Source organism: Nonomuraea sp. NPDC059007, from assembly GCF_042740555.1.
Lineage (GTDB): Bacteria > Actinomycetota > Actinomycetes > Streptosporangiales > Streptosporangiaceae > Nonomuraea.
Genome location: NZ_JBHYJD010000049.1, coordinates 38,956 through 61,199, shown reverse-complemented (window position 1 = coordinate 61,199; position 22,244 = coordinate 38,956). Strand labels below are relative to the sequence as shown.

Annotated in this window: 23 protein-coding genes; 14 read left to right on the top strand and 9 right to left on the bottom strand. The window is 70.1% G+C overall.

From position 1 onward, the window contains the following. Positions 1–19: 19 nt before the first annotated feature. Complete coding sequence (locus tag ACFWY5_RS47030) at positions 20–427, top strand: SgcJ/EcaC family oxidoreductase (protein WP_379638780.1); 408 nt, start codon at positions 20–22, stop codon at positions 425–427. Here the strand turns inward: ACFWY5_RS47030 and ACFWY5_RS47025 are convergent. After that, positions 424–1,146, bottom strand: a complete 723-nt coding sequence (locus tag ACFWY5_RS47025; protein WP_379638779.1) for a glyoxalase — start codon at positions 1,144–1,146, stop codon at positions 424–426. The genes ACFWY5_RS47030 and ACFWY5_RS47025 overlap by 4 nt on opposite strands. Before the next feature lie 82 nt (positions 1,147–1,228). On the opposite strand from ACFWY5_RS47025, the gene ACFWY5_RS47020 reads away from it, so the two are divergent. The 3 genes from ACFWY5_RS47020 to ACFWY5_RS47010 all read left to right on the top strand — a co-directional run bounded on the left by ACFWY5_RS47020 (position 1,229) and on the right by ACFWY5_RS47010 (position 4,000). Continuing rightward, positions 1,229–2,014: a carbon-nitrogen hydrolase family protein gene (locus ACFWY5_RS47020; protein ID WP_379638778.1), complete on the top strand. Its 786-nt coding sequence runs from the start codon at positions 1,229–1,231 to the stop codon at positions 2,012–2,014. A gap of 186 nt (positions 2,015–2,200) precedes the next feature. Continuing rightward, positions 2,201–2,686, top strand: a complete 486-nt coding sequence (locus ACFWY5_RS47015; RefSeq protein WP_379638777.1) for a MarR family winged helix-turn-helix transcriptional regulator — start codon at positions 2,201–2,203, stop codon at positions 2,684–2,686. Positions 2,687–3,244: 558 nt separating this feature from the next. Then, entirely contained in the window at positions 3,245–4,000 is a 756-nt protein-coding gene (locus ACFWY5_RS47010; RefSeq protein WP_379638776.1) for a FadR/GntR family transcriptional regulator, read from the top strand. Between the two features lie 478 nt (positions 4,001–4,478). On the opposite strand, the gene ACFWY5_RS47005 is transcribed toward ACFWY5_RS47010, so the two are convergent. Both ACFWY5_RS47005 and ACFWY5_RS47000 read right to left on the bottom strand, forming a co-directional pair. Continuing rightward, the gene (locus ACFWY5_RS47005; RefSeq protein WP_379638775.1) at positions 4,479–5,060 is read right to left on the bottom strand and encodes a dihydrofolate reductase family protein; all 582 of its coding nucleotides are present in this window, start codon (positions 5,058–5,060) and stop codon (positions 4,479–4,481) included. A gap of 67 nt (positions 5,061–5,127) precedes the next feature. Continuing rightward, entirely contained in the window at positions 5,128–5,967 is an 840-nt protein-coding gene (locus ACFWY5_RS47000; RefSeq protein ID WP_379638774.1) for a helix-turn-helix domain-containing protein, read from the bottom strand. Between the two features lie 218 nt (positions 5,968–6,185). Here ACFWY5_RS47000 and rox point away from each other — a divergent pair, with 218 nt between their 5' ends. Then, positions 6,186–7,640 carry a rifampin monooxygenase gene (gene rox, locus ACFWY5_RS46995; RefSeq protein WP_379638773.1) on the top strand — a complete coding sequence of 485 codons (1,455 nt, stop codon included), beginning with the start codon at positions 6,186–6,188 and terminating at the stop codon, positions 7,638–7,640. 25 nt (positions 7,641–7,665) lie between these two features. Here rox and ACFWY5_RS46990 read toward each other — a convergent pair whose 3' ends face one another. Then, positions 7,666–8,046 (bottom strand): ACT domain-containing protein, encoded by a 381-nt coding sequence (locus tag ACFWY5_RS46990; RefSeq protein ID WP_379638772.1) that lies wholly within the window; start codon positions 8,044–8,046, stop codon positions 7,666–7,668. Positions 8,047–8,050: 4 nt separating this feature from the next. Further along, the gene (locus ACFWY5_RS46985; RefSeq protein ID WP_379638771.1) at positions 8,051–9,184 is read right to left on the bottom strand and encodes an aminotransferase class I/II-fold pyridoxal phosphate-dependent enzyme; all 1,134 of its coding nucleotides are present in this window, start codon (positions 9,182–9,184) and stop codon (positions 8,051–8,053) included. A 166-nt stretch (positions 9,185–9,350) separates the two neighbouring features. Here ACFWY5_RS46985 and ACFWY5_RS46980 point away from each other — a divergent pair, with 166 nt between their 5' ends. Genes ACFWY5_RS46980 through ACFWY5_RS46940 form a run of 9 tightly spaced genes read left to right on the top strand, consistent with a single transcriptional unit; the run spans position 9,351 to position 17,810 of the window. Next, entirely contained in the window at positions 9,351–10,688 is a 1,338-nt protein-coding gene (locus ACFWY5_RS46980; RefSeq protein WP_379638770.1) for a lyase family protein, read from the top strand. Continuing rightward, a complete protein-coding gene (locus tag ACFWY5_RS46975; protein ID WP_379638769.1) occupies positions 10,685–11,647 on the top strand; it encodes a hypothetical protein in 963 nt (320 codons plus the stop codon). The genes ACFWY5_RS46980 and ACFWY5_RS46975 overlap by 4 nt, the downstream gene beginning before the upstream one ends. 26 nt (positions 11,648–11,673) lie before the next feature. Next, a complete protein-coding gene (locus ACFWY5_RS46970; RefSeq protein WP_379638768.1) occupies positions 11,674–12,621 on the top strand; it encodes an ABC transporter substrate-binding protein in 948 nt (315 codons plus the stop codon). A 2-nt stretch (positions 12,622–12,623) separates the two neighbouring features. After that, positions 12,624–13,556, top strand: coding sequence for an amino acid ABC transporter permease (locus ACFWY5_RS46965; protein WP_379638767.1), 933 nt, complete (start codon positions 12,624–12,626; stop codon positions 13,554–13,556). Then, on the top strand, positions 13,556–14,317 hold the full coding sequence (locus ACFWY5_RS46960) for an amino acid ABC transporter ATP-binding protein (protein WP_379624620.1): 762 nt from the start codon (positions 13,556–13,558) through the stop codon (positions 14,315–14,317). Before ACFWY5_RS46965 ends, ACFWY5_RS46960 begins: the two co-directional genes overlap by 1 nt. Before the next feature lie 17 nt (positions 14,318–14,334). Continuing rightward, positions 14,335–15,468, top strand: a complete 1,134-nt coding sequence (gene solA / locus ACFWY5_RS46955) for an N-methyl-L-tryptophan oxidase (protein WP_379624622.1) — start codon at positions 14,335–14,337, stop codon at positions 15,466–15,468. A 2-nt stretch (positions 15,469–15,470) separates the two neighbouring features. Further along, positions 15,471–16,469: an aldo/keto reductase gene (locus tag ACFWY5_RS46950; RefSeq protein ID WP_379638766.1), complete on the top strand. Its 999-nt coding sequence runs from the start codon at positions 15,471–15,473 to the stop codon at positions 16,467–16,469. A 55-nt stretch (positions 16,470–16,524) separates the two neighbouring features. Then, positions 16,525–17,109 carry an ArsR/SmtB family transcription factor gene (locus ACFWY5_RS46945; protein WP_379624626.1) on the top strand — a complete coding sequence of 195 codons (585 nt, stop codon included), beginning with the start codon at positions 16,525–16,527 and terminating at the stop codon, positions 17,107–17,109. 2 nt (positions 17,110–17,111) lie between these two features. Continuing rightward, a complete protein-coding gene (locus ACFWY5_RS46940; RefSeq protein WP_379624628.1) occupies positions 17,112–17,810 on the top strand; it encodes an SRPBCC domain-containing protein in 699 nt (232 codons plus the stop codon). On the opposite strand, the gene ACFWY5_RS46935 is transcribed toward ACFWY5_RS46940, so the two are convergent. The 4 genes from ACFWY5_RS46935 to ACFWY5_RS46920 all read right to left on the bottom strand — a co-directional run bounded on the left by ACFWY5_RS46935 (position 17,804) and on the right by ACFWY5_RS46920 (position 22,242). Further along, positions 17,804–19,288: a hypothetical protein gene (locus ACFWY5_RS46935; protein WP_379638765.1), complete on the bottom strand. Its 1,485-nt coding sequence runs from the start codon at positions 19,286–19,288 to the stop codon at positions 17,804–17,806. The two genes, ACFWY5_RS46940 and ACFWY5_RS46935, sit on opposite strands and share 7 nt — an antisense overlap. A 70-nt stretch (positions 19,289–19,358) precedes the next feature. Beyond that, a complete protein-coding gene (locus ACFWY5_RS46930; RefSeq protein WP_379638764.1) occupies positions 19,359–20,549 on the bottom strand; it encodes an erythromycin esterase family protein in 1,191 nt (396 codons plus the stop codon). Then, on the bottom strand, positions 20,546–21,313 hold the full coding sequence (locus ACFWY5_RS46925) for an ABC transporter permease (RefSeq protein WP_379624634.1): 768 nt from the start codon (positions 21,311–21,313) through the stop codon (positions 20,546–20,548). Before ACFWY5_RS46925 ends, ACFWY5_RS46930 begins: the two co-directional genes overlap by 4 nt. Further along, the gene (locus tag ACFWY5_RS46920) at positions 21,313–22,242 is read right to left on the bottom strand and encodes an ATP-binding cassette domain-containing protein (RefSeq protein ID WP_379638763.1); all 930 of its coding nucleotides are present in this window, start codon (positions 22,240–22,242) and stop codon (positions 21,313–21,315) included. Before ACFWY5_RS46920 ends, ACFWY5_RS46925 begins: the two co-directional genes overlap by 1 nt. Positions 22,243–22,244 lie beyond the last annotated feature (2 nt).

Below are 22,244 nucleotides of genomic sequence, written 5' to 3'. Positions count from 1 at the left end.
ACCCGGCAAGGTCGGGTTCATGACGATGGACGACGAGAACGCGATCAAGGACCTCGCACGCCGGCAGCAGACCGCCTGGGCCGACGGCGACGGTCAGGCCTTCGCCCGCACCTTCACCCACGACGCCGACTTCATCGCGGCCAACGGCGAACTGATCCAGACCCGGGAGGCGCTCGCGCTCAGCATGCAGGAGGGCTTCGACGGCTTCATGAAGGGCACCCGCATGTCAGAGGCCCAGCACACCCACATCCGCTTCCCCGCCCCCGGCACCGCCGTCATGATCACGGTCGGCAACTGCGTCCTGCGCGACGGCGCCACCCAGTGCGGGACCGAGGATCTGTCCCAGCAGACCCGCGTGGCCGTGCGGACGGACGAGGGCTGGCTGTTCACCAGCTTCCACAACAGCCGCGTGCGACCACGCCTCTAATCGCCCAGCCAGGAGTCCAGGGAGTCGGCCTCCTGGAGTTCGGCGGCGACGCGGGCCTGCTCCTCCGGCGTCAGCGACAGCGCCTTCAGGTCGATGACCAGGTCGTCGACCCTGTGGCGCTCGTCCAGGGCGATGGCCAGCTCGATCATCGTGGCCAGGGCCAGCGCCCGGTCCACGGCCGGGGCGTCGTCGGCGTGCCGGCGCAGGGCGGAGGTCAGGGCGCGGAAGGCGGCCCGGTCGTCGTTCTTGAACTCCCGCAGGATGCGCGCGTTGTCGATCGCCTTGGCCAGGCGGGGCAGGCTCTTGTCGCCGCCGTACTCCAGCTCCATGGGCTCGTCACGCTGGATGAAGATGATCGAGTTGCCCGACGGGTCGACGAGCGTGAAGCGGGTGGCGCCTTTGCGGTAGCGGGTGATGCGCGGCCGTCCCGACGCCAGCACCTTTCCGTAGGCGCCGCGCATCGCGGCGCTGAAATGTGCGTGGTACGGCGCCGCCGCGTCGATCATCACGAGGCAGCCGCCGCCGTCCTCGTTGGCCGGGTCCATGCCCTCGGGCGGCTTGCCGAAGTGGAGCTCGACGTTGCTCCACCGCAGTGCCAGGTACAGGTACGGCTTGGTCATCTTGTAGGTGACCTCGAACCCGAGCGCCTGGTAGAACTCCAGTGTCTCGTCGAGGGACACGCACGGCAGGACCGGGACGGTGGTCTCGTTCTGGGGCATCGTTGGAGTCACCTGGTGAGGTTAGGACGGATCGCGAAATTTCGCCTATGGAGCGTTCCAAGGCGGCAAGTAGGATGCCCGCGTGTCCTATGAGATCTTGACCGTCGCGCTCGCCCAGACCTCCTCGGTACCCGGCGACGTGGCAGCCAACGCCAGTGACGCCGCTGCCGCGATCAAGGGCGCCGCCGCGTCCGGTGCGGGCCTGATCATGTTTCCCGAGCTTTCTCTCATCGGCTATGACCTGGATCTTCTTCACGATCCTGGCGCTTGGGTGAGTGAGGATGATCCTCGGCTGGATGTCGTGCGCGGGGCCGTACGGGAAGGTGGGCTGACGGCGGTCGCCGGTGCGGCCTACCGGCACCCCGACGGGACGCCGTGGCTCGCGTCGCTGGCGTTCTCTCCCGACGGGCGGGTGCACGTGCACGGGAAGTGCCATCTGCACGGACGTGAGCGGGAGCTGTTCCGGGCCGCCGGGCCGGGTGCGCTGCTCGACGTGGACGGGTGGCGGGTCGGGCTGGCCATCTGTTACGACGCCGGTGTGCCTGCACATGCGGAGGACGCGGCTCGGCGGGGTGCGGAGGTTTATGCGGGTTCGGCGTTGTACATCCTGGAGGAGACGCGGCGGATCGATCTGCATTTCGGGGCACGGGCGATGGATCATCGGATGTTCGCCGTGGTGGCCAATCACGCCGGAAGCGGGCCCGGGTGGGTGTCGTGCGGGGGCAGCGGCGCCTGGCATCCGGACGGGACCCGGCTCACCCAGGCGGCGAGCGGTCCCGGGGTGTTCACGGCGGTGTTGTCGCGGGCCGAGATGGCGGGACTGCGGGAGAAGGACGCGCGTGCGGGGTACCCGCGTGCGGCGGGGTGATCGCTGTCGTCAGGCCGCCGCGTTGTGCGGGGCGTCGTTCGCCCGGACGCCCCACGCGGGCGCACCCCTTTCAAACCTCGCCTCAGCAGCGCCCTGGACGTTCATGCTCGGCCCTCTCTCAGAACAAGCCGCAAGTCTCTCAACGCTTCGGCTTCCGACTATCGGGCCTCGAATAAACTGCGCGGCATGGACGTGTTCGACGGCATCCTCGCGGCGTGGCAACGGGAACGGCCCGATCTGGATCTTTCGCCCATCGGGGTGTTCGGGCGGCTCGCCGGGGTGACGCGGCGGATCGAGGCGGCGGTCGAGGAGGTGTTCGCGCGGCACGGGCTGAGGCAGGGCGAGTTCGACGTGCTGGCGGCGCTTCGGCGATCCGGCCCGCCGTACACGCTGATCCCGTCGGAACTGGCGGCGGTGCTGATGATGTCGCGCGCCGGAATGACGAACCGCCTCGACCGCCTGGAGGCCGCGGGCCTCGTCGAGCGCACCCTCGACGCCGCCGACCGGCGCAGCTTCCGCATCACGCTCACGGAGGAGGGCCGCCGCGTCATCGACGAAACCCTCACCGAACACGCCGCCACCCTGGCCCGCCTGGCCACCACCCTCTCCCCCGAAGACACCGCCACCCTCGACCGCATCACCCGCACCATGCTCACCAACCTGGACCACTGACGCCCTGCTCAAACGGCCCCGCCCGCCCACACCCACCCGAACTGCCCGCGCACCCGGCCTGAGCCAGAACCCCCACATCCCAACCCGAGCCTCGTCGCCACATCCTGACCAGACTTCGCGCCCAAGCCACCACCCCCCCGGCCTGTGCCACGCTCCGACCCGTACGCCCGCTGCCCCGGCTCGGTCCCCCCGGCTTCAACCACCCAACCCACCACCCCGCGCCGCAACCACGCGCCCGCACCCCCTCCCCCGCCGCAACCACGCGCCCGCAACCCCGTGGCGCAATCAGTAGCGGGCCAAGCAGGTGCGTTGGCCTGCCTGCCTGGCCACACAACGTACACAGCCACACGACCGAGTGCGGCCAGGCAACCTTCGGTCCGGCGCGGACCCGAGATTGGCCGCGCACCGAGCGGCGCTCCAGGCCTCAGATCGCCGCCACACAAGGGCCCGGACCCCGGGATGCCGAGCATCGAATGGGTGCGTCCGGCCCGCAGCATCGGACCGGCCGGGAGGGTCAGCTCGTCAAGAAGGTGTCAGGTTGCCTAGCCGCACGCTAAGATGGCGATCAAACAACAGCGACCACACGACGAGGGGTTCCAGGCGATGGCGACGGGCGGCTCGAAGTTCGAGGTGACCCCTGTGGTCAAGAAGAGCGCGGCGGTGCAGGTGGCCGACCAGCTCGTCGTGGCCATCCGCGACGGGCACCTCAAGCCTGGCGACAAGCTACCGCCCGAACGCGAGCTCGCACAGAACTTCGACGTCAGCCGCCCGACCATCAGGGAAGCACTGGCCGCGCTGGAGCTAGCCGGGCTGGCCAAGTCGCACAAAGGCAGGGGGACGATCGTCACCGGATCGTCCGCCGTCGTGGCCACCTGGGGCGTTGAGGTGCTGCCGCCACAGGTGTTCGAGGCCCGCCTGGCCATCGAACCGGCCCTGGCGGCACTGGCCGCCGAGAAGCGTTACCCCGAGGACCTCGACGCGTTGGAGTCAACGCTGGCCGAGCTGGAGGACGAATACGCGCGGACCGGCGCGTACGTCAGCGACCTGCCCCTACACCGCGCCATCGCCCGCGCGGCCCGTAACCCGATCCTCGAAAAGTCCCTGGAGGAGGCGCTTCGTCACCTCGACGGCCCGCTGTGGTCGGAGCTGCGCCGCCGCGCCCTGTCCGCGCCGGGTGCGCGAGGCGGACATGTGGCCGAGTTCCGCCTGGTGTTCGAGCACATCGCGACCGGCCGAGCCGAAGAGGCGGCGGACGTATGGCGCCAGCACCTCCTCCACTACCGCAGCGAGATCATCGGCTCCCCGTCCGCCTGACCATCTCCAAGAACCACTCACGACCAGGCATCCCGACGGCGCCGTATCAGAGATCGAGAACGTGCTGGATCGGTCCGCCGTCGACGGCGCACCCTCCGTCCCTTTGAGTGATCATGGCGTACCTGATCGCCGGGCCGGGAATGAATCTGACGGAGATCGCGCGCAAGCTGGTCATTCCCGCTGGCAAGAACAAGGGCCGTAACCCCTCACTGGCCAGCGTCCTACCGACTACTGACGGACGTGGGCGCACTGTCCGGGTGATACCGGATGTGGGTATGAACGGCGCTTGGCCACCGGGCCGATGACGAGACTGCCGTCGACCGGCCGCAGCTCAGCCGGTCGCGAGCCGGCTCGGCGGCGGCCTGGCGCGTCGATGTGGACGTGCCCGCCCCGCTGGCGGAAGCTGCCGTGCCGCCCTCGAAAGCGCTGGAGTATGTGGAGGCCCGTGCTGCCTACGACGCGTACATGACGCAGCCGCTCAACGGCGCACCTGATAGCGCAGGTGAAGCACCCGGTTGCCCTGAATCACCACGTCAGGGTCCTCCAGCAGGTGCTGCGCGTGGACCGACCCGAAGTAGCGCTTGCCGGACCCGAACACGACGGGTACGACGTCCATGCGCACCTCGTCGATCAGGCCCGCGGCGAGCACCTGGCCACCGACGTCGCCGGCGGCGACCTCGACCACACGCTCACCCGCGAGCTCCTGCGCCTTGGCCATGGCCGCCTCGACGCCGTCGACGAAATGGAACGGCGTCGAGGGGTCCCAGCCCTCGGGCGCCGGCCGGTGCGTCACGACGACCACGTGGTCGATCCCGCCCGGAGGCTTGCCGTCCCAGCCGTCCGTCATGTCGAAGACGTGGCGGCCGACGATCGTCACCCCGATCTGGTCCCAGTACGGCCGGGTGTAGTCGTGGGACGTCTGCGACACCTTCACCTCGCCGCTCTCGTCCAGCGGGACGTCACCGCTGGTCAACCAGTCGAACAGCGGTCCGGGCATGTCATTCTCGTCCGCGACGAAACCGTCCACCGACACCGAGCTGTACATGACCACCTTGCCCACGGGGCTCTCCTCTGCTCTGGGGTGCCCCCAAAATTAGCGTGTCGTGAGCCGCCGCTCTTGTAAGAAATCAATCGGCCGGCAGCGGCCAGCCGTTCAGCACGTGGCCGGGATGTTCGCGCAGGAACCGCCGCCGGACTTCGACGTACCGGGTCGGCGTGAGCCCGGTGAACGCCCGGAACTCGTGGCCGAAGTGGGCCTGGTCGAAGTAGCCCGCGCCACCGGCGAGCTCGCCCCAGTCGATCGGTCCGGCGGGGTCGATCGCGAACACGGTGGCGGTGAAGCGCCAGGTTCGGGCCAGCCGCTTCGGCGTGACGCCGATGAGCTCCTTGAACCGCTGCGCCAGATGAGTGCTGCTGACACCGGCTGCCACGCTCAGGTCGCCGATCGCCACCGCCCCGCCAGCGGCCGCGATGACGCCGCTCGTATGGCGGACCAGCCCCAGACCGGCGCTCTCGCGCAGCCGTCGCATCAGTTCCTCCTCAAGAAACGTCAGCATCTCGTACGGCCCGGCCGCCGTCGCCAGCCGGTCCCGCAACTCGGCGACGGCGGGGCGGCCCCACACCTGCTCCAACGTCACCGGCCGGTCACACAGCTCGGCCGCGGGCATCGGCAGGAACGGCGCCGGCCCCCACGGCTTGAAGTGCACGCCTACCGACCGGGTCCCCGGCGGATAGCCGAACTCGAAGGCGCGGGTGGGCATCGTGACCACGCACCCGTCCGCGTATTCGGCCGTCTCGATGTCGGTGCCGGCGCGGATGCGGAACGGCGCCCCGAGGTTGACGATGAGCAACGCCGCCGGCATCGGCGGCAACATCAGCCGGGCGTACGGCGGCGCACCCTCCAGGTAGTAAAGGTCGTCGATCAGCCCGTCCAGCGGCGGTCGCGGCACTCTGGACACGTACTTCACACCCCCAGTATCGCCGCCCCCTTGGGGCGCCGGAAAAGGGTTGGACGGGATCATGCCCGGGCCGGTAGCTTGCGGTTGATCGTGACGCCGCCCGAGGAGGTGAGACCCATGAACGCTGTAGCGATGTGGGTGCTCCCCCCTGCCGTCACGGTCGGGCGATTGACGTAGGTGTCGCCGGGAGCGCCGCGCCAACAAGGCACTCCCGAAAGGCAACACCTATGCACTCTCAGCAGGTCATCGCCTACGACGTCATCATCGCCGGTTGCGGGCCGACCGGTGCGATGCTGGCCGCCGAACTGCGGTTGCACGACGTACGGGTACTCGTTCTGGAGAAGGAAACCGAACCCACGTCTTACGTCCGCATAGTCAGCCTGCATGTCCGCAGTCTCGAACTGATGGCGATGCGCGGACTGCTGGATCGCATGCTCCGGCATGGAAGACAGCGTCCGGTCGGCGGTATCTTCGCCGCCATCCCCAAACCCGCGCCCAAGGGCCTGGATTCCGCGTACGCCTATCTGCTGGGCATCCCGCAGCCGGTCATCGAGAACCTGCTTGAGGAACATGCGATCGGCCTGGGCGCACAGGTCCGGCGCGGTTGCGTGGTGGCCGGGTTCGAGCAGGACGACGAAGGTGTGACCGTCGAGCTGGCCGGCGGGGAACGGCTGCGTTCGCGCTATCTCGTCGGCTGTGACGGCGCGCGCAGTACGGTGCGCAAGCTGCTCGGCATCGGCTTCCCCGGCGAGCCCTCACGGGCCGACACGCTCATGGGCGAGATGAAAGCAGGCGTGCCGCAGGAGGAGATCGCCGCCAAGGTAGCCGAGATCAGCCGGACCCATCAGCGATTCTGGCTCAGGCCCTTCGGCGAAGGGGTCTACAGCGTGGTGGTTCCCGCCGCGAGAGTCAGTGACCGCGCGGAACCGCCCACCCTCGTGGATTTCCAGCAGCGGCTGCGCGCCATCGCCGGCACCGATTTCGGCGTGCATTCTCCGCGCTGGCTGTCCCGTTTCGGGGACGCCACCCGGCTGGCCGAACGCTATCGGGCCGGTCGGGTGCTGCTGGCCGGCGATGCGGCGCACATCCATCCGCCCATCGGCGGTCAGGGCCTCAACCTGGGCGTTCAGGACGCGTTCAACCTCGGCTGGAAGCTGGCCGCACAGGTCCGCGGCTGGGCGCCGGAATCACTGCTGGACACCTACCACGCCGAACGCCATCCGGTCGCCGAGGACGTGCTGGACAACACCCGCGCCCAGACGGAACTGCTGTCCGCCGAACCGGGCCCGCAGGCAGTGCGCAGGCTGCTCACCGAACTGATGGACTTCGACGAGGTGAACCGCCGTCTGATCGAGAAGATCACCGCGACCGGCATCCGCTACGACTTCGGCGAGGGCCCCGATCTGCTCGGCCGCCGCATGCGCGACATCGACGTGAAACAGGGCCGCCTTTACGGCCTGCTGCATCGCGGCCGCGGCCTGCTGCTGGACCGCACCGAACGCCTGACCGTCGGCGGCTGGTCGGACCGGGTCGACTACCTCGCGGATCCCACGGCGGAACTGGATGTCCCGTGCGTCCTGCTCCGTCCCGACGGGCACGTCGCCTGGATCGGCGACGATCAGCAGGACCTGGACGAGCGCCTCACCCGCTGGTTCGGCAGGCCGCCCACCGATCTCACCTGAGCCGCCGGCCGAGGCCGGAGCGCGATCAGGCGCCGGTGCCGATCACGTGGCCGTGGGCTTCCAGCGCCGCCTTGGCCTCGGGCAGGTCGGCGGTGCGTACCAGCAGATAGTCGGTGTCGAACGTGGACAGTGCGAACACCGAAACCCGCACCTCGGCCAGCGGCGCGGTCAGCGACGCCAGGATGCCGACGAGCGAGAAGTCCAGCGCGCCGGCCACCCGCAGCGCACTGAAGCCGTTCTCCACCTTCGCCCCGGGCGGCTCCGCACCGGAGCGGCACACCACCGAGACCTCCTCGGCGGTGACCGTCAGCGTGTAGAGCTCGGCCGCCACCGGCGGCGGGGGTGGGGCGGAGGTGGCGGGCAGCCGGCAGACGGAGTACTCGTTCGCGAGCAGGAGCAGTTCCACGTCTTCACCTTCCTGAGGCGGGCGGCAGGGCGGCCACGACGGGTGAGAGCGCGTCGAGGGCCTCGGCCAGGTAGCCGGTGTCCATGCCGATGTTGATCCTGAACCATCCTTCCCTGCCGAAGAACACGCCGGGCGCGACCAGCACGCTCGCCTCGCGCCGGAACAGGTCGCCGACCTCGACGGACGACAGGTCGCTGTCGTAGCGGACGAACGCCAGCGCGGAGGCCATCGGCGGGAGCGCGGTGAGCTTGCCGTCCTGCCGCCTCGCCCATGCCGAGAACAGGTCGTAGCCTCTGCGCACGCAGGCGCGGTTGCGCTCGAACAGCCGTCGCCTGGCCGCGGGCCTGAGCGCGCACTCGGCGAGAAGGTTGTCGAGGCGGCCGGTCGCGATCGCGACGTACTCGTGCCGGCGCCACAGGTCGGCGAGTTCGGGATGAGTGCATACGGCCCAGCCGATGCGCAGTCCGGACAGGCCATAGGACTTCGACAGGCTACCCACCCCGATGACCTTGTCGGTCATGCCGACGAACGACGGCGTCTCGTCGTCGGTCAGGCGTTCGCTGCCCCGGTAGACCTCGTCGGCCACGAGCCAGGCGCCGCAGTCCTCGGCGATCCGCACGATCTCCGCCATCTCCTCTTTTGTGAGGATGTAGCCGGTCGGGTTGTTGGGGTTGCACACGTAGATGAGCCTGGTGCCGGGGGTGGCGACCTGGCGGAGTCGCTCCAGGTCGGGCGCCCAGCCGCGGTCGGCGTGCAGTTCGAACGCGGCCACCTCGCAGCCGCGGTTGCGGGCCAGGCCCCAGACCTGGCGGTAGCCGGGTTCCATGACCACGACGCGGTCCCCCGGCTCGCAGAGCGCGTCCACGATCGCGGCGTTGGCCTCGGACGCGCCCACGGTGACCAGCACGTCGTCGGTGCCGATGCCGTCGTGGAGACCGGCGATGAGGCCGCGCAGGGACCGTTCGCCGTTGACCTCCGGGTAGTAGAGCGGTACGGACATGATCCGCTCAAGGTCGTCGCCGTCCTCGACGAGGTCGGCCACGGTGACGGGGTCGACGGTCGAGTCGGCGAGGTTGAAGCGCACGGTCTGCTCGTGGTCGGACTGCCAGTTCTCGAGCTCGAACGTCTGGAAGGTCACAGGCACTCCTTCGGCGAACAGGTCTGGTTGCCTGGCAGGTTGCCTCACGCCCGAAATCCTGTCAAGAGTGTCTGTTGTCTGCATATTTAGGGATTGACACGCTCTCTTTCCCCATGGAGTCTGGCTGTCTACCTACCAGGCAACCTTTCAAGTGAGGGGTGATGCTGTGGATCAGAACCGTGTCGAACATGACCTCCTCGGCGAGATCAGACTTTCCTCGAACGACCTGTTCGGCATCCATACGGCGCGGGCCAGCGAGAACTTCCGTCTCGGCGGCGAGTCGCTGCGCCAGTTCCCCGCCCTGCTGACCGCGCTCGCGCAGGTCAAGAGCGCGGCGGCATGGGCCAACGTCAAGCTCGGCGTGCTGCCCGAGGAGATCGGGAACGCCATCATGGCCGCGGCCGCGGAGGTCGCCGCCGGCGACCTGCACGAGCACTTCCCGCTCGACGTGGTGCAGGGGGGCGGCGGCACCTCGACCAACATGAACATGAACGAGGTCCTGGCCACCCGCGCCACCGAACTCCTCGCCACGGCACCAGCAACCACCCCGGATGTGCGGGTCGATCCGCATGACCATGTGAACAGGTCGCAGTCGACCAACGACGTGATGCCCACCGCGCTCAACATCGCCGTCCTGACCACCGCCCAGGCGACCGTGCGGTCCCTGCGCGTGGTCGCCGAGTCGCTGCGCAGGCAGGCCGCGCGGTACCGGTCCCTGGACAGGCTGGGACGCACCTGCCTGCAGGACGCGGTGCCCGTATCGGCCGGACTTGTCCACGACGGGCAGGCGAGCGCGGTGCTGTCGGCCGCCAGGCTGCTGGAGTCGGCGGCCGGTGAACTGAGGGGTGTGCCGCTCGGCGCGACCGCGATCGGCACCGGCCTGGGCGCCCCGCCGGGTTACGCGGCGCCGGCCCTGGAACGGCTGGCCGAGGAGACCGGGCTCGCCCTCGAACCCGCCGCGAACCTGTCCGACGGCATCGCCTCGCTGGAGGCTCTGGCCTCCGTCGCCGACGCCATGGCCAGAGGCGGACGGGTGCTCGCCCGCGTCGCGAGCGACCTGCGGCTGCTGTCCTCGGGCCCGGTGGGCGGCATGGCGGAGGTACGGCTGCCGCCCATGCAAGCAGGCTCCTCGATCATGCCGGGCAAGGTGAACCCGGTCATCCCCGAACTGGTCATGCAGGTCTCCTTCCAGCTGGAAGGCGGCGCCCACACCGTCCACCTGGCCTGCGCGGCAGGCGAGCTCGAGGTCACCCCCTGGGGCCCGGTGGTCACCGCGGAACTCCTGCGCGGCCTGCGCCGCCTGGAACGCGTGGCCCTGCTGTTCGCCACCCGGTGCCTGGACGGGATGGCGTGGAACGAGGACGCGGTCCGCGACAACCTGCGCGGCTCCCTGCGCGAGGCGGTGGAGTCGGCGGTCGAGCACGGCCACGCCTACGCCGTCACCCACTTCCCCCTGGAACCCTCACCCGTCACCGACCCGAACCACCCGGCAGGCACCCCATGACCCTCATCACCGACCCGATCCACGACGGCGCCACCGATCCCGTGCTCGTCTGGAACAGCGCGGAGTCCACCTGGTGGTGCCTGTTCGTCCACCGCAGGGCCAACACCCGGATCGGCGGAGCTCCCAGGATCGGCCGCTGCCACGGCGGCCGGGTAGCCGCCGCCAGCTCAGCAGACGGCGGTACGAGCTGGCTCTACCGCGGCACCCTGGACCTGCCGGTCGAACCGGGTCTCAACACCTTCTGGGGCCCCGACGTGATCCGGCACGACAGCCTGCACCACATGTTCGTCACGTTCATCAGAGGCGTGCCCGACGACCCCGCCTGGGACACCCACGGCAGGCCGAGCCCGTGGCACCGCCAGATCCACCACCTGACCAGCCCGGACCTGTGGACCTGGTCGCACGCGGGACGCGTGGACCTCGGCACCGACCACGCCGTCGACCCGTACGTGCACCCGCTGCCCGAGGGCGGCTTCGGGCTCTGGTTCAAGGACGAGAACCGCGGCGGCTCCGTCTGGCTGGCCGTCAGCGACGACCTCGACGGGTGGAAGGTCGAGGAGCAGGCGCTGGCCGGCTGGCACGAGGGCCCGGCGGTGTTCACGCTGGGCGGCCAGGGGTGGATGGTCGCCGAGACCCGCGGCGGCCCGGCCGTCTACCGCTCGCCCGACCTGCGCCGGTGGGAACACCGGGGCGCCCTGACCGTGCCCGGCCACGCGCCGCGGCAGCCGTACATCCATCCGGTCGCGGACGACCGGGCGGCCATCCTCTACTACGCGCAGACCGGACGGGACAGTTTCGGCGAGGAGGTGCCGACGTCGGGACAGTCGTCGGCCATCCACGCCGCGGAGCTGGTCCTGATCGGGGGCGACCTCACGGTTCGCACGGCGAGCGCGCTCTCACTGACCGGCCACGACTCCGCCGTACGGCGGGCGCCGTCGGCCGGCACACCCAGCCCCTGAACCGCGCACAGCAAGTTGGTGACACCATGAACAACCGCATCTTCGTCGTCGCCCTCGTGACCCTGCTGCCGCTCACCGCCTGCGGCGTCAACGCAGCGCCGGACCTGGCGGAAAAAGCCGTCGACATCGCCAAGGACGACAAGCTCGCCGCCGGAGTGCCGAAGGAGATCCGCGACCGCGGGACGCTCATCATCGGCACGAACGCGCCCTACGCGCCGCTGGAGTTCTTCGCCGAGGACAACAAGACGCTGGTCGGCTTCGACATCGACACCGGCGACGCCATCGGCAGGCTGCTCGGCCTGAAGGTGGAGTGGCGCAACACCTCCTTCGACAACATCATCCCCGGCCTCGAGGCGGGCAGGTACGACATCGGGATCGCCGGGTTCGGCATCGAGAAGGAACGCCTGGGCGTCGTCGACTTCGTCTCCAACTACCTCAACGGCGGCGGCTTCCTGGTGAAGAAGGGCAGCGGCATCAAGGTCAACGACTTCAAGGACACCGTCTGCGGCCTGCGGGTGAGCGTCCAGAGCGGCACCTCGCAGGTGGAGCGGCTGGAGAAGGCCGACGCCTACTGCAAGGGCGCGGGCAAGAAGCCCGTCCAGATCATCAGGATCCCGGACCAGAACCAGGCGGTGCTGACGCTGTCCAGCGGACGCGCCGACGTGGTGAGCGCCGACAAGCCGGCCGTGGAGTGGGCGGCCAAGCAGTCGGAAGGCACGCTCTGTGTCACCGGGACCTACAGGACGCCGCACAGCCTGTCCGGCATCGCCGTACCCAAGCGCAATTCCGCGATGAACGCGGTGCTGCAGGAGGCGATGACCAGGCTGCTGCAGCAGGGCCACTACACCCGCATCGCCGGCAAGTGGGGCGTCGTGGACGGCGCGATCGAGAAGTCGGAGATCTTCACCGACCCCGCGCAGGTGCAGGACGGCGACGAGATCTTCCCGCAGGCGATCAAGGAAGGGTGTGCCTAGCGATGGCGACCGGCACCGTGCCGAAGAGCCGGCGGCCCGACGCCGACATCAAGGCGATCCCGGTGCGGCGCCCGTGGCGGTGGGTCGCCACGGTGGTGGTGCTGGGCCTGCTCGCGCTGCTCGTGACGTCCCTGGTCACCAACCCCCGCTACCGGTGGGAGATCGTGGCCAGGTACCTGCTGGACGGCAGCGTGCTCAACGGGCTGCTGCTCACGCTGCAGTTCACCGCGATCGCCATGGTTCTCGGCATCGCGCTGGGCGTGCTGTTCGCGGTCATGCGCGGCTCGGACAACAAGGTGCTGTCGTGGACGGCCGCGGCCTACATCTGGTTCTTCCGTGGTACGCCGCTGCTGGTCCAGCTCATCTTCTGGTTCAACCTGAGCGCGCTCTACCCGACGATCCAGCTTGGCCTGCCGTTCGGGCCGACGTTCGCCACCCTCGACGCCAACACGCTGATCACCCCGTTCATCGCGGGTGTGCTCGGGCTGGCGCTCAACGAGGGCGCTTATATGGCCGAGATCGTCCGGGCGGGGATCGTGTCCGTGCCGAAGGGGCAGTTGGAGGCGGCCAGCTCGCTGGGCCTGTCCAAGAGCATGACGATGCGCAGGATCGTGCTCCCGCAGGCCATGCGGGTGATCATCCCGCCCACGGGCAACAACACGATCGCGATGCTCAAGACCAGCTCGCTGATCAGCGTGCTGGCCATCCCCGAGCTGCTCTACAGCGTCCAGATCATCTACGGGCGCAACTTCCAGACCATCCCGCTGCTGCTCGTGGCCAGCATCTGGTACCTGCTGGCGACCTCGATCCTGACCTCCGTGCAGACCCGGATCGAGCGCCGCTTCTCTCCCGACCGCGACCCCGGCGACTCGTACGGCTCCCGCCTGCGCCGCAACCTGGCCGCTCGCCGCGCCCACGTCAAGGAGGACCGCTGATGTCCGCTCTGGTCCGCGCCGAGGGGGTGCACAAGCACTTCGGGCGCAACCACGTGCTCAAAGGCATCGACCTGTCCCTGGACGAAGGGCAGGTGATGTGCCTGGTCGGCCCCTCGGGGTCGGGCAAGAGCACGTTCCTGCGCTGCGTCAACCACCTGGAGACGATCAACAGAGGCCGGCTCTGGGTGGACGGCGAGCTCATCGGCTACCGGCAGAGCGGCGAGGCGCTGCACGAGCTCGGCGACAAGGAGGTCTGCCGCCAGCGCGCCCGCATCGGCATGGTCTTCCAGAGCTTCAACCTGTTCCCGCACTTCACCGCGCTGGAGAACGTCGTGCTCGGCCCCTGCCTGGTGAAGAAGGAGAGCAAGGCGGCCGCCACCGCGCACGCCGAGGACCTGCTGCGCAGGGTGGGGCTGGCCGAGAAGCTGCACAGCTATCCGGCCAAGATGTCGGGCGGCCAGCAGCAGCGCGTGGCCATCGCCAGGGCGCTGGCGATGCGGCCCAGGCTCATGTTGTTCGACGAGCCGACCTCCGCGCTGGATCCCGAGCTGGTCGGCGAGGTCCTGGACGTCATGCGGGGCCTGGCCCGCGAGGGCATGACGATGATCGTCGTCACCCACGAGATGGCCTTCGCCCGGGAGGTCGGCGACACGCTCGTCTTCATGGACGACGGCGTGGTGGTCGAGTCGGGTGACCCGCGCGAGGTCCTGGCCAGGCCGCGGCATCTGCGTACCCAGACATTCCTGTCCAAGGTGTTGTGACAGATGGGAGCACATCCATGACTGACGTCATCGTGATCGGGCTGGGCGCCATGGGCTCCATGGCCGCCTGGCAGGCCGCCGCGCGTGGCGCCTCGGTGCTCGGCGTCGAGCAGTTCACCGTCGGCCACGCGCGCGGGTCCTCGCACGGCGGGTCCCGTATTTACCGGCAGATCCTCTTCGAGGGTAAGGAGTACGTGCCGCTGGCCCGCCGTACCCTCGACTTGATCAAGGAGCTTGAGCGGGACGGCGAGCGGTTGTTCGAGCCGTCCGGCGGGCTGGTGATCGGCACCGACGGCGGCGAGCTCATCGAGGACGCGCTGGCCAGCGCCGCCGCGGGCGAGGTCGCCTACGAGTGGCTGACGCCCGACGACATGCGCGGGCGCTATCCGCAGCATGCCGTGCTGGACGACGACGTGGCGATCTTCGAGCCGGGCGCGGGCGTGTTGCGGCCGGAGGCGTGCGTCACGGCGGCGGTGCGGGCCGCCCGGCGGGCCGGCGCCGACATCCGCACCGGGGTGCCCGTCTCGGCGTTGCGCGTGGAGGACGGGCGGGTCGCGGTGACCGTGGGCGGCGAAAGGTTCACGGCGGCCAAGGTGATCCTCGCCTCCGGCGCCTGGACGCTCGATCTCCTGCCGGAGGTGTCGCTGCCGTTGCGTACCCAGCGCTCGTGCCTGTCGTGGTTCAGGGCGCGCGGCGACGCGGCGGAGTATCGGCCCGGCCGCTTCCCCACGTTCGTCCGCGAGAGCCATGAGGCGCACGGCTGGGGCATCCCGGACGTGGACGGCGCCGGCGTCAAGGTCGGCATCAGCGGCCCGCAGGCGAAGAAGGCGTGGCTGGACCGGCCGGAGGACAACTGGCGCGACCCGGCGCCCGAGGACCTGGCGCCGATCGAGGAGTACTGCGCGACCGCCTTCCCCGGCCTCGTCCCGCAGGTCAGCAAGGCGATGGCCTGCATGAACTCCAAGAGTCCCGACGGCGACTTCGTCATCGGCCCGGTCGGCGCCGGTGGCCGGGTGGTGTTCGCCGGCGGCTTCTCCGGTCACGGCTTCAAGCACGCGGCCGCCGTCGGCCAGATCTGCGCCCAGCTCGCCCTCGACGGCGGCTCGGAGTTCGACCTGTCCGCCTTCTCCCCCACCCGTTTCGGAGCTTGACCATGGAATACACGAACCTCGGCCGCTCCGGTCTCCAGGTCGGCAGGCTGGCCCTCGGCACCATGAACTTCGGCCCGCTCACCGACGAGGCGACCTCCCACCGGCTGCTCGACCTGGCCGTGGACAGCGGCGTCAACCTCGTCGACACCGCCGACGTCTACGGCGCCGACGCCAACAAGCAGGTGTACGGGCTGGAGCCGGAGAAGGGCAGGACCGAGGAGATCATCGGGACCTGGCTGACCAAGACGCCGTCCCGCCGTGACCAGATCGTGCTGACCACCAAGGCCTACGGCGCGATGGGGCCGGGCGTGAACGACATCCGGCTGTCGGCGCGGCGCCTGCGCCGGGCGTGCGAGGAGTCGCTGCGCCGGCTCAACACCGACCACCTCGACATCTTCATGCTGCACCACGTCGACAGGTCGACGCCGTGGGAGGAGATCTGGGCGGCGCTGTCGCTGCTGCGCCGGCAGGGCAAGGTCCTGTATTTCGGCACCAGCAACCACGCGGCCTGGCACATCGTCCGCGGGCAGTCGGTGGCCGAACGGCTGGGCGAGTTCGGCTTCGTCGTCGAGCAGAGCATCTACAGCCTCATGCGGCGCACAGTCGAGCTTGAGGTGTTGCCCGCCTGCCGTGAGCTGGGGATCGGCGTCCTGCCGTACAGTCCGCTGCACGGCGGTCTGCTCAGCGGCATTCTGCGCAAGCAGGAGATCGCGCGGGGGAAGGCGGGCCGCGCCGAGGCCGGTCTGCGCGAGGACCGGGACCGGGTGGAACGCTACGAGCGGCTGTGTGATGAGATCGGGGAGCATCCCGCGGCCGTCGGCCTGGCGTGGCTGCTGCACCAGCCGGGCGTGACGGCTCCGATCGCGGGCGCCCGCACGGTCGAGCAGCTGACGCTCGCGCTCAAGGCGCTGACGATCCGGCTGGACGAGGAACGGCTGGCCGCGCTCGACGCCATCTTCCCGGGTCCCGGCGGGCCGGCGCCGGAGGCGTACGCCTGGTAGTACCGACAATCTTCACCGTCTTGTCAGATTTAATTGTCGGTGAGATCGTAGAGGCATGTTCGACGTGACCGTGATCGAGGACCCGGCCGCCGCCGAGGTGTCGCTGGATCCCATGCGTTCCAGACTCCTGGCCGAGCTCGCCCAGCCCGCCTCGGCGGCGATGCTGGCCGCCCGTGTCGGGTTGCCGCGCCAGAAGGTCAACTACCATCTGCGCACGCTCGAACGGCACGGCCTGGTCGAACTCGTCGAGGAACGGCGCAAGGGCAACGCGACCGAGCGGCTGCTGCGTGCCACCGCGGCCTCCTACGTGATCTCCCCCGTCGCGCTGGCCGCCGTGCAGCCCGATCCGGCCCAGTCGCCGGACCGGCTGTCGGCGCGCTGGCTGCTGGCGCTGGCCGCGCGCCTGGTCCGTGACGTGGGCGCGCTCATCACGGGCTCGGCCAGGGCGGGCAAGCGGGTGGCGACGTTCGCGCTGGACGGCGAGGTGCGCTTCGCCAGCCCGGCCGCGCGGGCGGCGTTCGCGGAGGAGCTCACGCAGGCCGTCACTACGCTGGTCTCGAAATACCACGATGAAGAGGCCGAATCAGGGCGGGATCATCGCATCGTGGTCGCCGTCCACCCCAGCATGAGGGAGTCGTGAGCATGGGCCACGAGTTCGAGATCGAGCACCTGGCCGAGGTGCCCGCGACGCCCGAGGAGATCTGGGCGGCCATCTCCACCGGGCCCGGCATCGACTCCTGGTTCATGGGCCGCAACGAGGTCGCCGGCGGCGCCGTCACCACCGTCTTCGGCGACTACTCCCCCACCACCCACATCACCGGGGCCGATCCCGGCGCCCGCTTCGCCCACGGCACCGAGATCGCCCCCGACGGGCGCTTCGTCGCCTACGAGTTCCTCATCGAGGCCCAGTCCGGCGGCACCACCGTCCTGCGCGCCGTCACCAGCGGCTTCCTGCCGGGCGACGACTGGCAGGACGAGTTCGAGGCGATGTCGGCGGGCCTGGAGTTGTTCTTCGCCACGCTGGTGGAGTACCTGACCCACTTCCCCGGCCGCACCGCCACCCCCCTCACCGTGTTCGGCCCGCCCGTGCCCGGCTGGGAGCAGGCCTGGCGCTCCCTCGCCACCAAGCTCGGCCTGCCCCGCCCGGCGCAGAAGGGCGATCGGGTACGGCTGGCCGGCGAGGACGGAGTCGTCTACTTCGTCAACTCCCAGAACGTCGCCGTCCGCACCCCCACCGCCCTGTACCGCTTCATCCGCGGCTTCCACGGCCCCATGATCGCCTCCCACCACCTGTTCACCGAGGACCCCGGCATCGACTGGAAGTCCTGGCTGGATCAATGAGGCCGCTGGGTCAGGATCTCGAAGTAGAAGCGGTCGTTTCGCTCCAGGGGAAGGCTGACGTCCCACAGGAGCATCCGGTCATGGACGTAGTAGTCGCGAAGCGCGATGCCGGCACGGCTGTTGCCGTCCGTGAGCACCGCCCGGACGGAGAAGTCGTACTCAGGATGGTCGGCGCCTTCCAAGGTGGAGGCCGGAGGGTACTCGTCACACTGCTCTCCGGGGCGCGGCGGGACGGGCAGGCCCAGGCCGAAGTACTCGGCGGCGTAGGGACCTTCTCCGTAGCAGGCGCCGGTCTTGCGCTCGCCGTTTCTCCTGTGCTCGGGGTCGGGCGGTATCGTCCCCGACTGCTCGGTCCTGATGCGGTGCAGGCCGGGCGCGTCAGGGTCGCCGGGCTTGTACTTGCCGGGGATGATCTTGTCTCGGGGCGGGGGCTGCCCATCGGGCACCAGGCGGGGCCAGGTGGCGTTGGGGAAGTCCTGGGCGTTGGCGATGTGAAGGGCCACTTCCGCGTGGGGAGCCTTCCCGATCTCCCACGTCAGGCGCGGAGTCGTCTCGGCGAAGACGCACGCCGCCTCGTAGTGGCCGCCGCCGAGCCGGAAGTAGTCCGCCGAGTCGCAGCGGACGATGCGGGGGGCGCTGTGGCCTGGCCGGGTCACGATGCCGCCGGAAATGGCGGAGCCGAACTCCAGCCACGCGTCGTGCAGGGTGATCCGGTCCCGGCCCTCGGCGTTGCCGGCCTGGTTGATGGTGTCCCACTTCCACCAGACGGTTTCGTCGTCCCACTGGCGGAACGGCAACACGACCGGCGCGTGGGCGACCGGGCAGGCGACGCCGCTCTGCTCGCACCTGCCGACGAGGTAGAACGGCCAGGCGGGCGCGACCACCCGCCACGCGAACGTCCCCTCGTGACGGACCGAACCCTTCTGGATGCGGCCGAACATACGGGTCCTGCGCTGGTGATTGTCGCCCTGGGTGATCAACTCGTAGGTGAACTTCGTGGTTCCGAGGCGGACCACCCGGCCGTTCTGGAAGACGTCGACGGGCATCTCCGCCTTGATGCGCTGGCAGAACACGAAGCGATTCAGGATGTGGCCGCCGCTGCGCTCCGCCGCCGGGGTGAAACAGTCGGCCAGCGCCTTGGGGTCAGGGCTCTCGCGGATCGGTGGGGGCGCCAGCGGCATCGCCGCCGTTCGCGGGCCGTTCGCCTCCATGCGGGCGGCGTTGAGCCGCGACTCCCTTGCCACGGCGGCGATGCCGCGCCTCGGCAGCAGCGGGACCATTTCCTTTGAAGGGCTTGCCGCAAGGGACGGGTCCGCGCGGATCCGATCCCAGTCGGCCGCGGCGAGCACGATCCCGGGTGACACCGGTCGCCTGTCGATCGTGGGCGTGCCCGCCGTGGCCGGCAGGGCCTGCAGCAGCGACGTGCATAACGTGGCCAGCATGACGCCGACGGCCAGCCGGCGTTGTCGCGATGTCATCGGCACTCCAGAGGTTGGTTGAACGCTCGGGATCAGCCTGGCCGGAGGCGCCGCGGGCGCTCGATGACTTTCACGCCTGCCTGAAGGTCTGGACGGACCGGGTCTCCGGGACGCAGGCGACCGCGTCGTAGGCCCGGACGACGGGGACGTCCATGAAGTGGTCCAGCATCCTGATCCGCGTGAACGCCTCCGGGTCGTGGCCGCGCAGGTCGGCGATGGCCAGCGGCGCACGGCCGTCGAAGATCGTCTCGACGCTGCCCTCGGCCAGAGCGGGAAGGTCGACGTCGACCGCTTCGAAGCCGAGCGGGTGCTCGGGCGCGACCCGCCCGGCGGAGGTACGGCCGCCGAGGCTGGTGGCGGCGATGGAGACGTAGTCAGGGCCGAGCGCCTGGGCCAGGTGGTAGCCCTGCGGGAATAGCCCGAAGTCGCCCTCGTGCTCGATCACCGTCTTGCGGATGTGGGTGTTGTGCGTCGCCACCACGACGCGGGCGCCGTCCTCGACGAGGCGCAGCACGCTCTCGGCGCCGAAGGCGTCCAGGCACGCGGTGCCCACGGCCATGCCGCGCCCAGCGAGGTCGCGCCCGCCGTGGTCCAGGTACCAGGCGTTGCGCAGATGCTGGAACGCGGCCGCGTGCCGGGCGGCGCGGCCCTGGCCGCGCTGGTATGCGGCCATCGTCTCCATGCGTACAAGCAGGCGGCTGATCGCCACGGTCAGCTCGTCCTGCGCCTCGATCGGGCGGCGGGCGTGGTCCATCATGGCCTTCATGCTGGGTACCTCGCGGTCCCCGCCGGCCAGCCGGAAGGCCCGGTCGGCCAGGGGGAACGCGTCGGGGTCCGCGTCCTTCATGTACGCGGCGACCGCGCGCAGGGCGGTGCGCGGGACGCCGGCCAGGCAGCCGGCGAAGCGCAAAGGGCGCTCGTGGTCGCGCATCCATCTCAGGAGGTCATGCATCTCCCGGCAGTCGCCCATGCCGTGGTCGATCCCGGCGGAGGCGACCTGCTCGACGGTGCCGGGGCCGCCGCGTACCCACGCGTCGATGGTGTGCGCGTCGGTGAACGGGGCTTCGAGCGCGTAGACGGTGAAGCCGCGGCGTTCGACGAGGAGGCGCAGCAGGCGGTGGCGCAGCAGGTAGAACTCGCGCACGTGGTGGGAGCTCTCGCCGATCGCCACCACCCGGGCGTCGCCGACCAGGTCGAGCAGGGGGTCGAGGTCGTCGAGGGGGTCCGTGGGGTCGAGGGAGCGGGATTCGATGACGTTCACTGGTTGCGCCTCCTGAAGGCGATGACGGCGAGGGGGACGAAGACGACGAGGAAACCGGCCGACCAGATGAGGGTGGTGCTCGCCGCGGTGGCGACCGGGCCGCCGAGGAGCAGGCCGCGGGTGGCGTCGATGGCGTGGGTGACGGGGTTGACGTTGACCCAGGCCTGTAGCCAGCCGGGCAGGGTCTCGGTGGGGGCGACCATGTTGGTGCCGAAGGCCAGCGGGAAGATCCCCAGGAAGCCGACGCTCTGCACGACCGAGGTCTCCTTGATGAGCACTCCGACGAGCACGTTGATCCAGCTCATGCAGAAGCCGAGGGTGACCGCCAGGGCGCAGGCGGCCAGCGCCGACACCAGATCGGTCCGGACCCGGAAGCCCAGGAGGTAGCCGAGGAGGAACAGGGTGACGAGCGCGACGCCGTACCTGATGAGATCGCCGGCGACGGAGCCGATCAGCGGCGCGGAGCGGCCGATGGGCAGACTGCGGAACCGGTCGAAGACGCCCTTCTTGATGTCGACGTTGAGGCTGACGCCGGTGGACAGCAGGCCGGCCATGAGCGTCGACATCACCAGCGTGCCGGGGAAGATGTACTGCAGGTACGCCTCAGGCGACCCGGCCACGGCGCCGCCGAACAGGTAGACGAACATCAGCAGGAACACGATCGGCAGGAACAGCGCGTCGAACAGGATGCCCGGGTTGCGGCGGGTCTTGCGCAGGCCGCGCCCGGCCAGGAGCAGGCTGTGCCGGAGCAGGGCGAACGGCATCACGCGGCTCCGGTGAGCGCGAAGAAGGCCTCGTCCAGGCTGGGCAGCCGCAGTGACAGCTCGGCGACCTCGACGCCGGCCTCGGCCAGCGCCCCGACGACGGCGGTGAAGGCGGCGCCGCCGTCGACGGCGACGGTCAGCACTCCTGCGGCCACGCTCGCGGGCTCGCGGCCGGTGGCCTTGGCGGTCAGTTCCGCCGCCCGCGCCAGCTCGGCCGGGTCTTTGGGGCGCACCACGATGGTCTGCCCGCCGACGATCTGCTTGAGCTCGGCCGGGGTGCCGTGGGCGATGACCCGGCCGTGGTCGATCACGCAGATCTCGTCGGCCAGGGCGTCGGCCTCCTCCAGGTACTGGGTGGTGAGCAGGACCGTGCCGCCGCCGTCGGCGATGGTGCGGATCATGCGCCACAGGTCTTCCCTGCGGCCGGGGTCGAGGCCGGTGGTGGGCTCGTCGAGGAAGACGACGCTCGGCTCGCCGACGAGCCCGGCGGCCAGGTCGAGGCGGCGGCGCATGCCGCCGGAGTAGGTTGCGGCCCGCTTGCCGGCGGCCTCGGTCAGGCCGAAGCGTTCGAGCAGCTCGCTCGCGCGCCGTTCGGCTTCCGGTTTGCGCAGGTCGAGGAGGCGGCCGAGCAGGACGAGGTTCTCCGTGCCGGTCAGGTCCTCATCCACCGAGGCGTACTGGCCGGTCAGGCCGACCATTTTGCGGACCCGCGGCGCGTGCCGGACGACGTCGAGGCCGCCCACCTCGGCGCGGCCCTCGTCGGGGCGCAGCAGGGTGGCCAGCACCCGGATGGCCGTCGTCTTGCCCGCGCCGTTGGGGCCGAGTACGCCCAGGATCGTGCCCGGCGGGGCCGCCAGTTCGACGCCGGCCAGCGCCGTCGTCTTCCCGAACCGTTTGACCAGGCCTTCCGCCTGGAACGCGTACGTCATGG

Bases quoted from the DNA above. Each gene is read 5' to 3' on its own strand.
- ACFWY5_RS46960 (WP_379624620.1), top strand. From the start codon at position 13,556: ATGTCCGCTCTGGTCCGCGCCGAGGGGGTGCACAAGCACTTCGGGCGC.
- ACFWY5_RS47025 (WP_379638779.1), bottom strand. From the start codon at position 1,146: ATGCCCCAGAACGAGACCACCGTCCCGGTCCTGCCGTGCGTGTCCCTC.
- ACFWY5_RS46940 (WP_379624628.1), top strand. From the start codon at position 17,112: ATGGGCCACGAGTTCGAGATCGAGCACCTGGCCGAGGTGCCCGCGACG.
- ACFWY5_RS46950 (WP_379638766.1), top strand. From the start codon at position 15,471: ATGGAATACACGAACCTCGGCCGCTCCGGTCTCCAGGTCGGCAGGCTG.
- ACFWY5_RS46975 (WP_379638769.1), top strand. From the start codon at position 10,685: ATGACCCTCATCACCGACCCGATCCACGACGGCGCCACCGATCCCGTG.
- rox (WP_379638773.1), top strand. From the start codon at position 6,186: ATGCACTCTCAGCAGGTCATCGCCTACGACGTCATCATCGCCGGTTGC.
- ACFWY5_RS46935 (WP_379638765.1), bottom strand. From the start codon at position 19,288: ATGACATCGCGACAACGCCGGCTGGCCGTCGGCGTCATGCTGGCCACG.
- ACFWY5_RS46970 (WP_379638768.1), top strand. From the start codon at position 11,674: ATGAACAACCGCATCTTCGTCGTCGCCCTCGTGACCCTGCTGCCGCTC.
- ACFWY5_RS46965 (WP_379638767.1), top strand. From the start codon at position 12,624: ATGGCGACCGGCACCGTGCCGAAGAGCCGGCGGCCCGACGCCGACATC.
- ACFWY5_RS47030 (WP_379638780.1), top strand. From the start codon at position 20: ATGACGATGGACGACGAGAACGCGATCAAGGACCTCGCACGCCGGCAG.
- solA (WP_379624622.1), top strand. From the start codon at position 14,335: ATGACTGACGTCATCGTGATCGGGCTGGGCGCCATGGGCTCCATGGCC.
- ACFWY5_RS46945 (WP_379624626.1), top strand. From the start codon at position 16,525: ATGTTCGACGTGACCGTGATCGAGGACCCGGCCGCCGCCGAGGTGTCG.
- ACFWY5_RS46920 (WP_379638763.1), bottom strand. From the start codon at position 22,242: ATGACGTACGCGTTCCAGGCGGAAGGCCTGGTCAAACGGTTCGGGAAG.
- ACFWY5_RS47015 (WP_379638777.1), top strand. From the start codon at position 2,201: ATGGACGTGTTCGACGGCATCCTCGCGGCGTGGCAACGGGAACGGCCC.
- ACFWY5_RS46925 (WP_379624634.1), bottom strand. From the start codon at position 21,313: ATGCCGTTCGCCCTGCTCCGGCACAGCCTGCTCCTGGCCGGGCGCGGC.
- ACFWY5_RS47010 (WP_379638776.1), top strand. From the start codon at position 3,245: ATGGCGATCAAACAACAGCGACCACACGACGAGGGGTTCCAGGCGATG.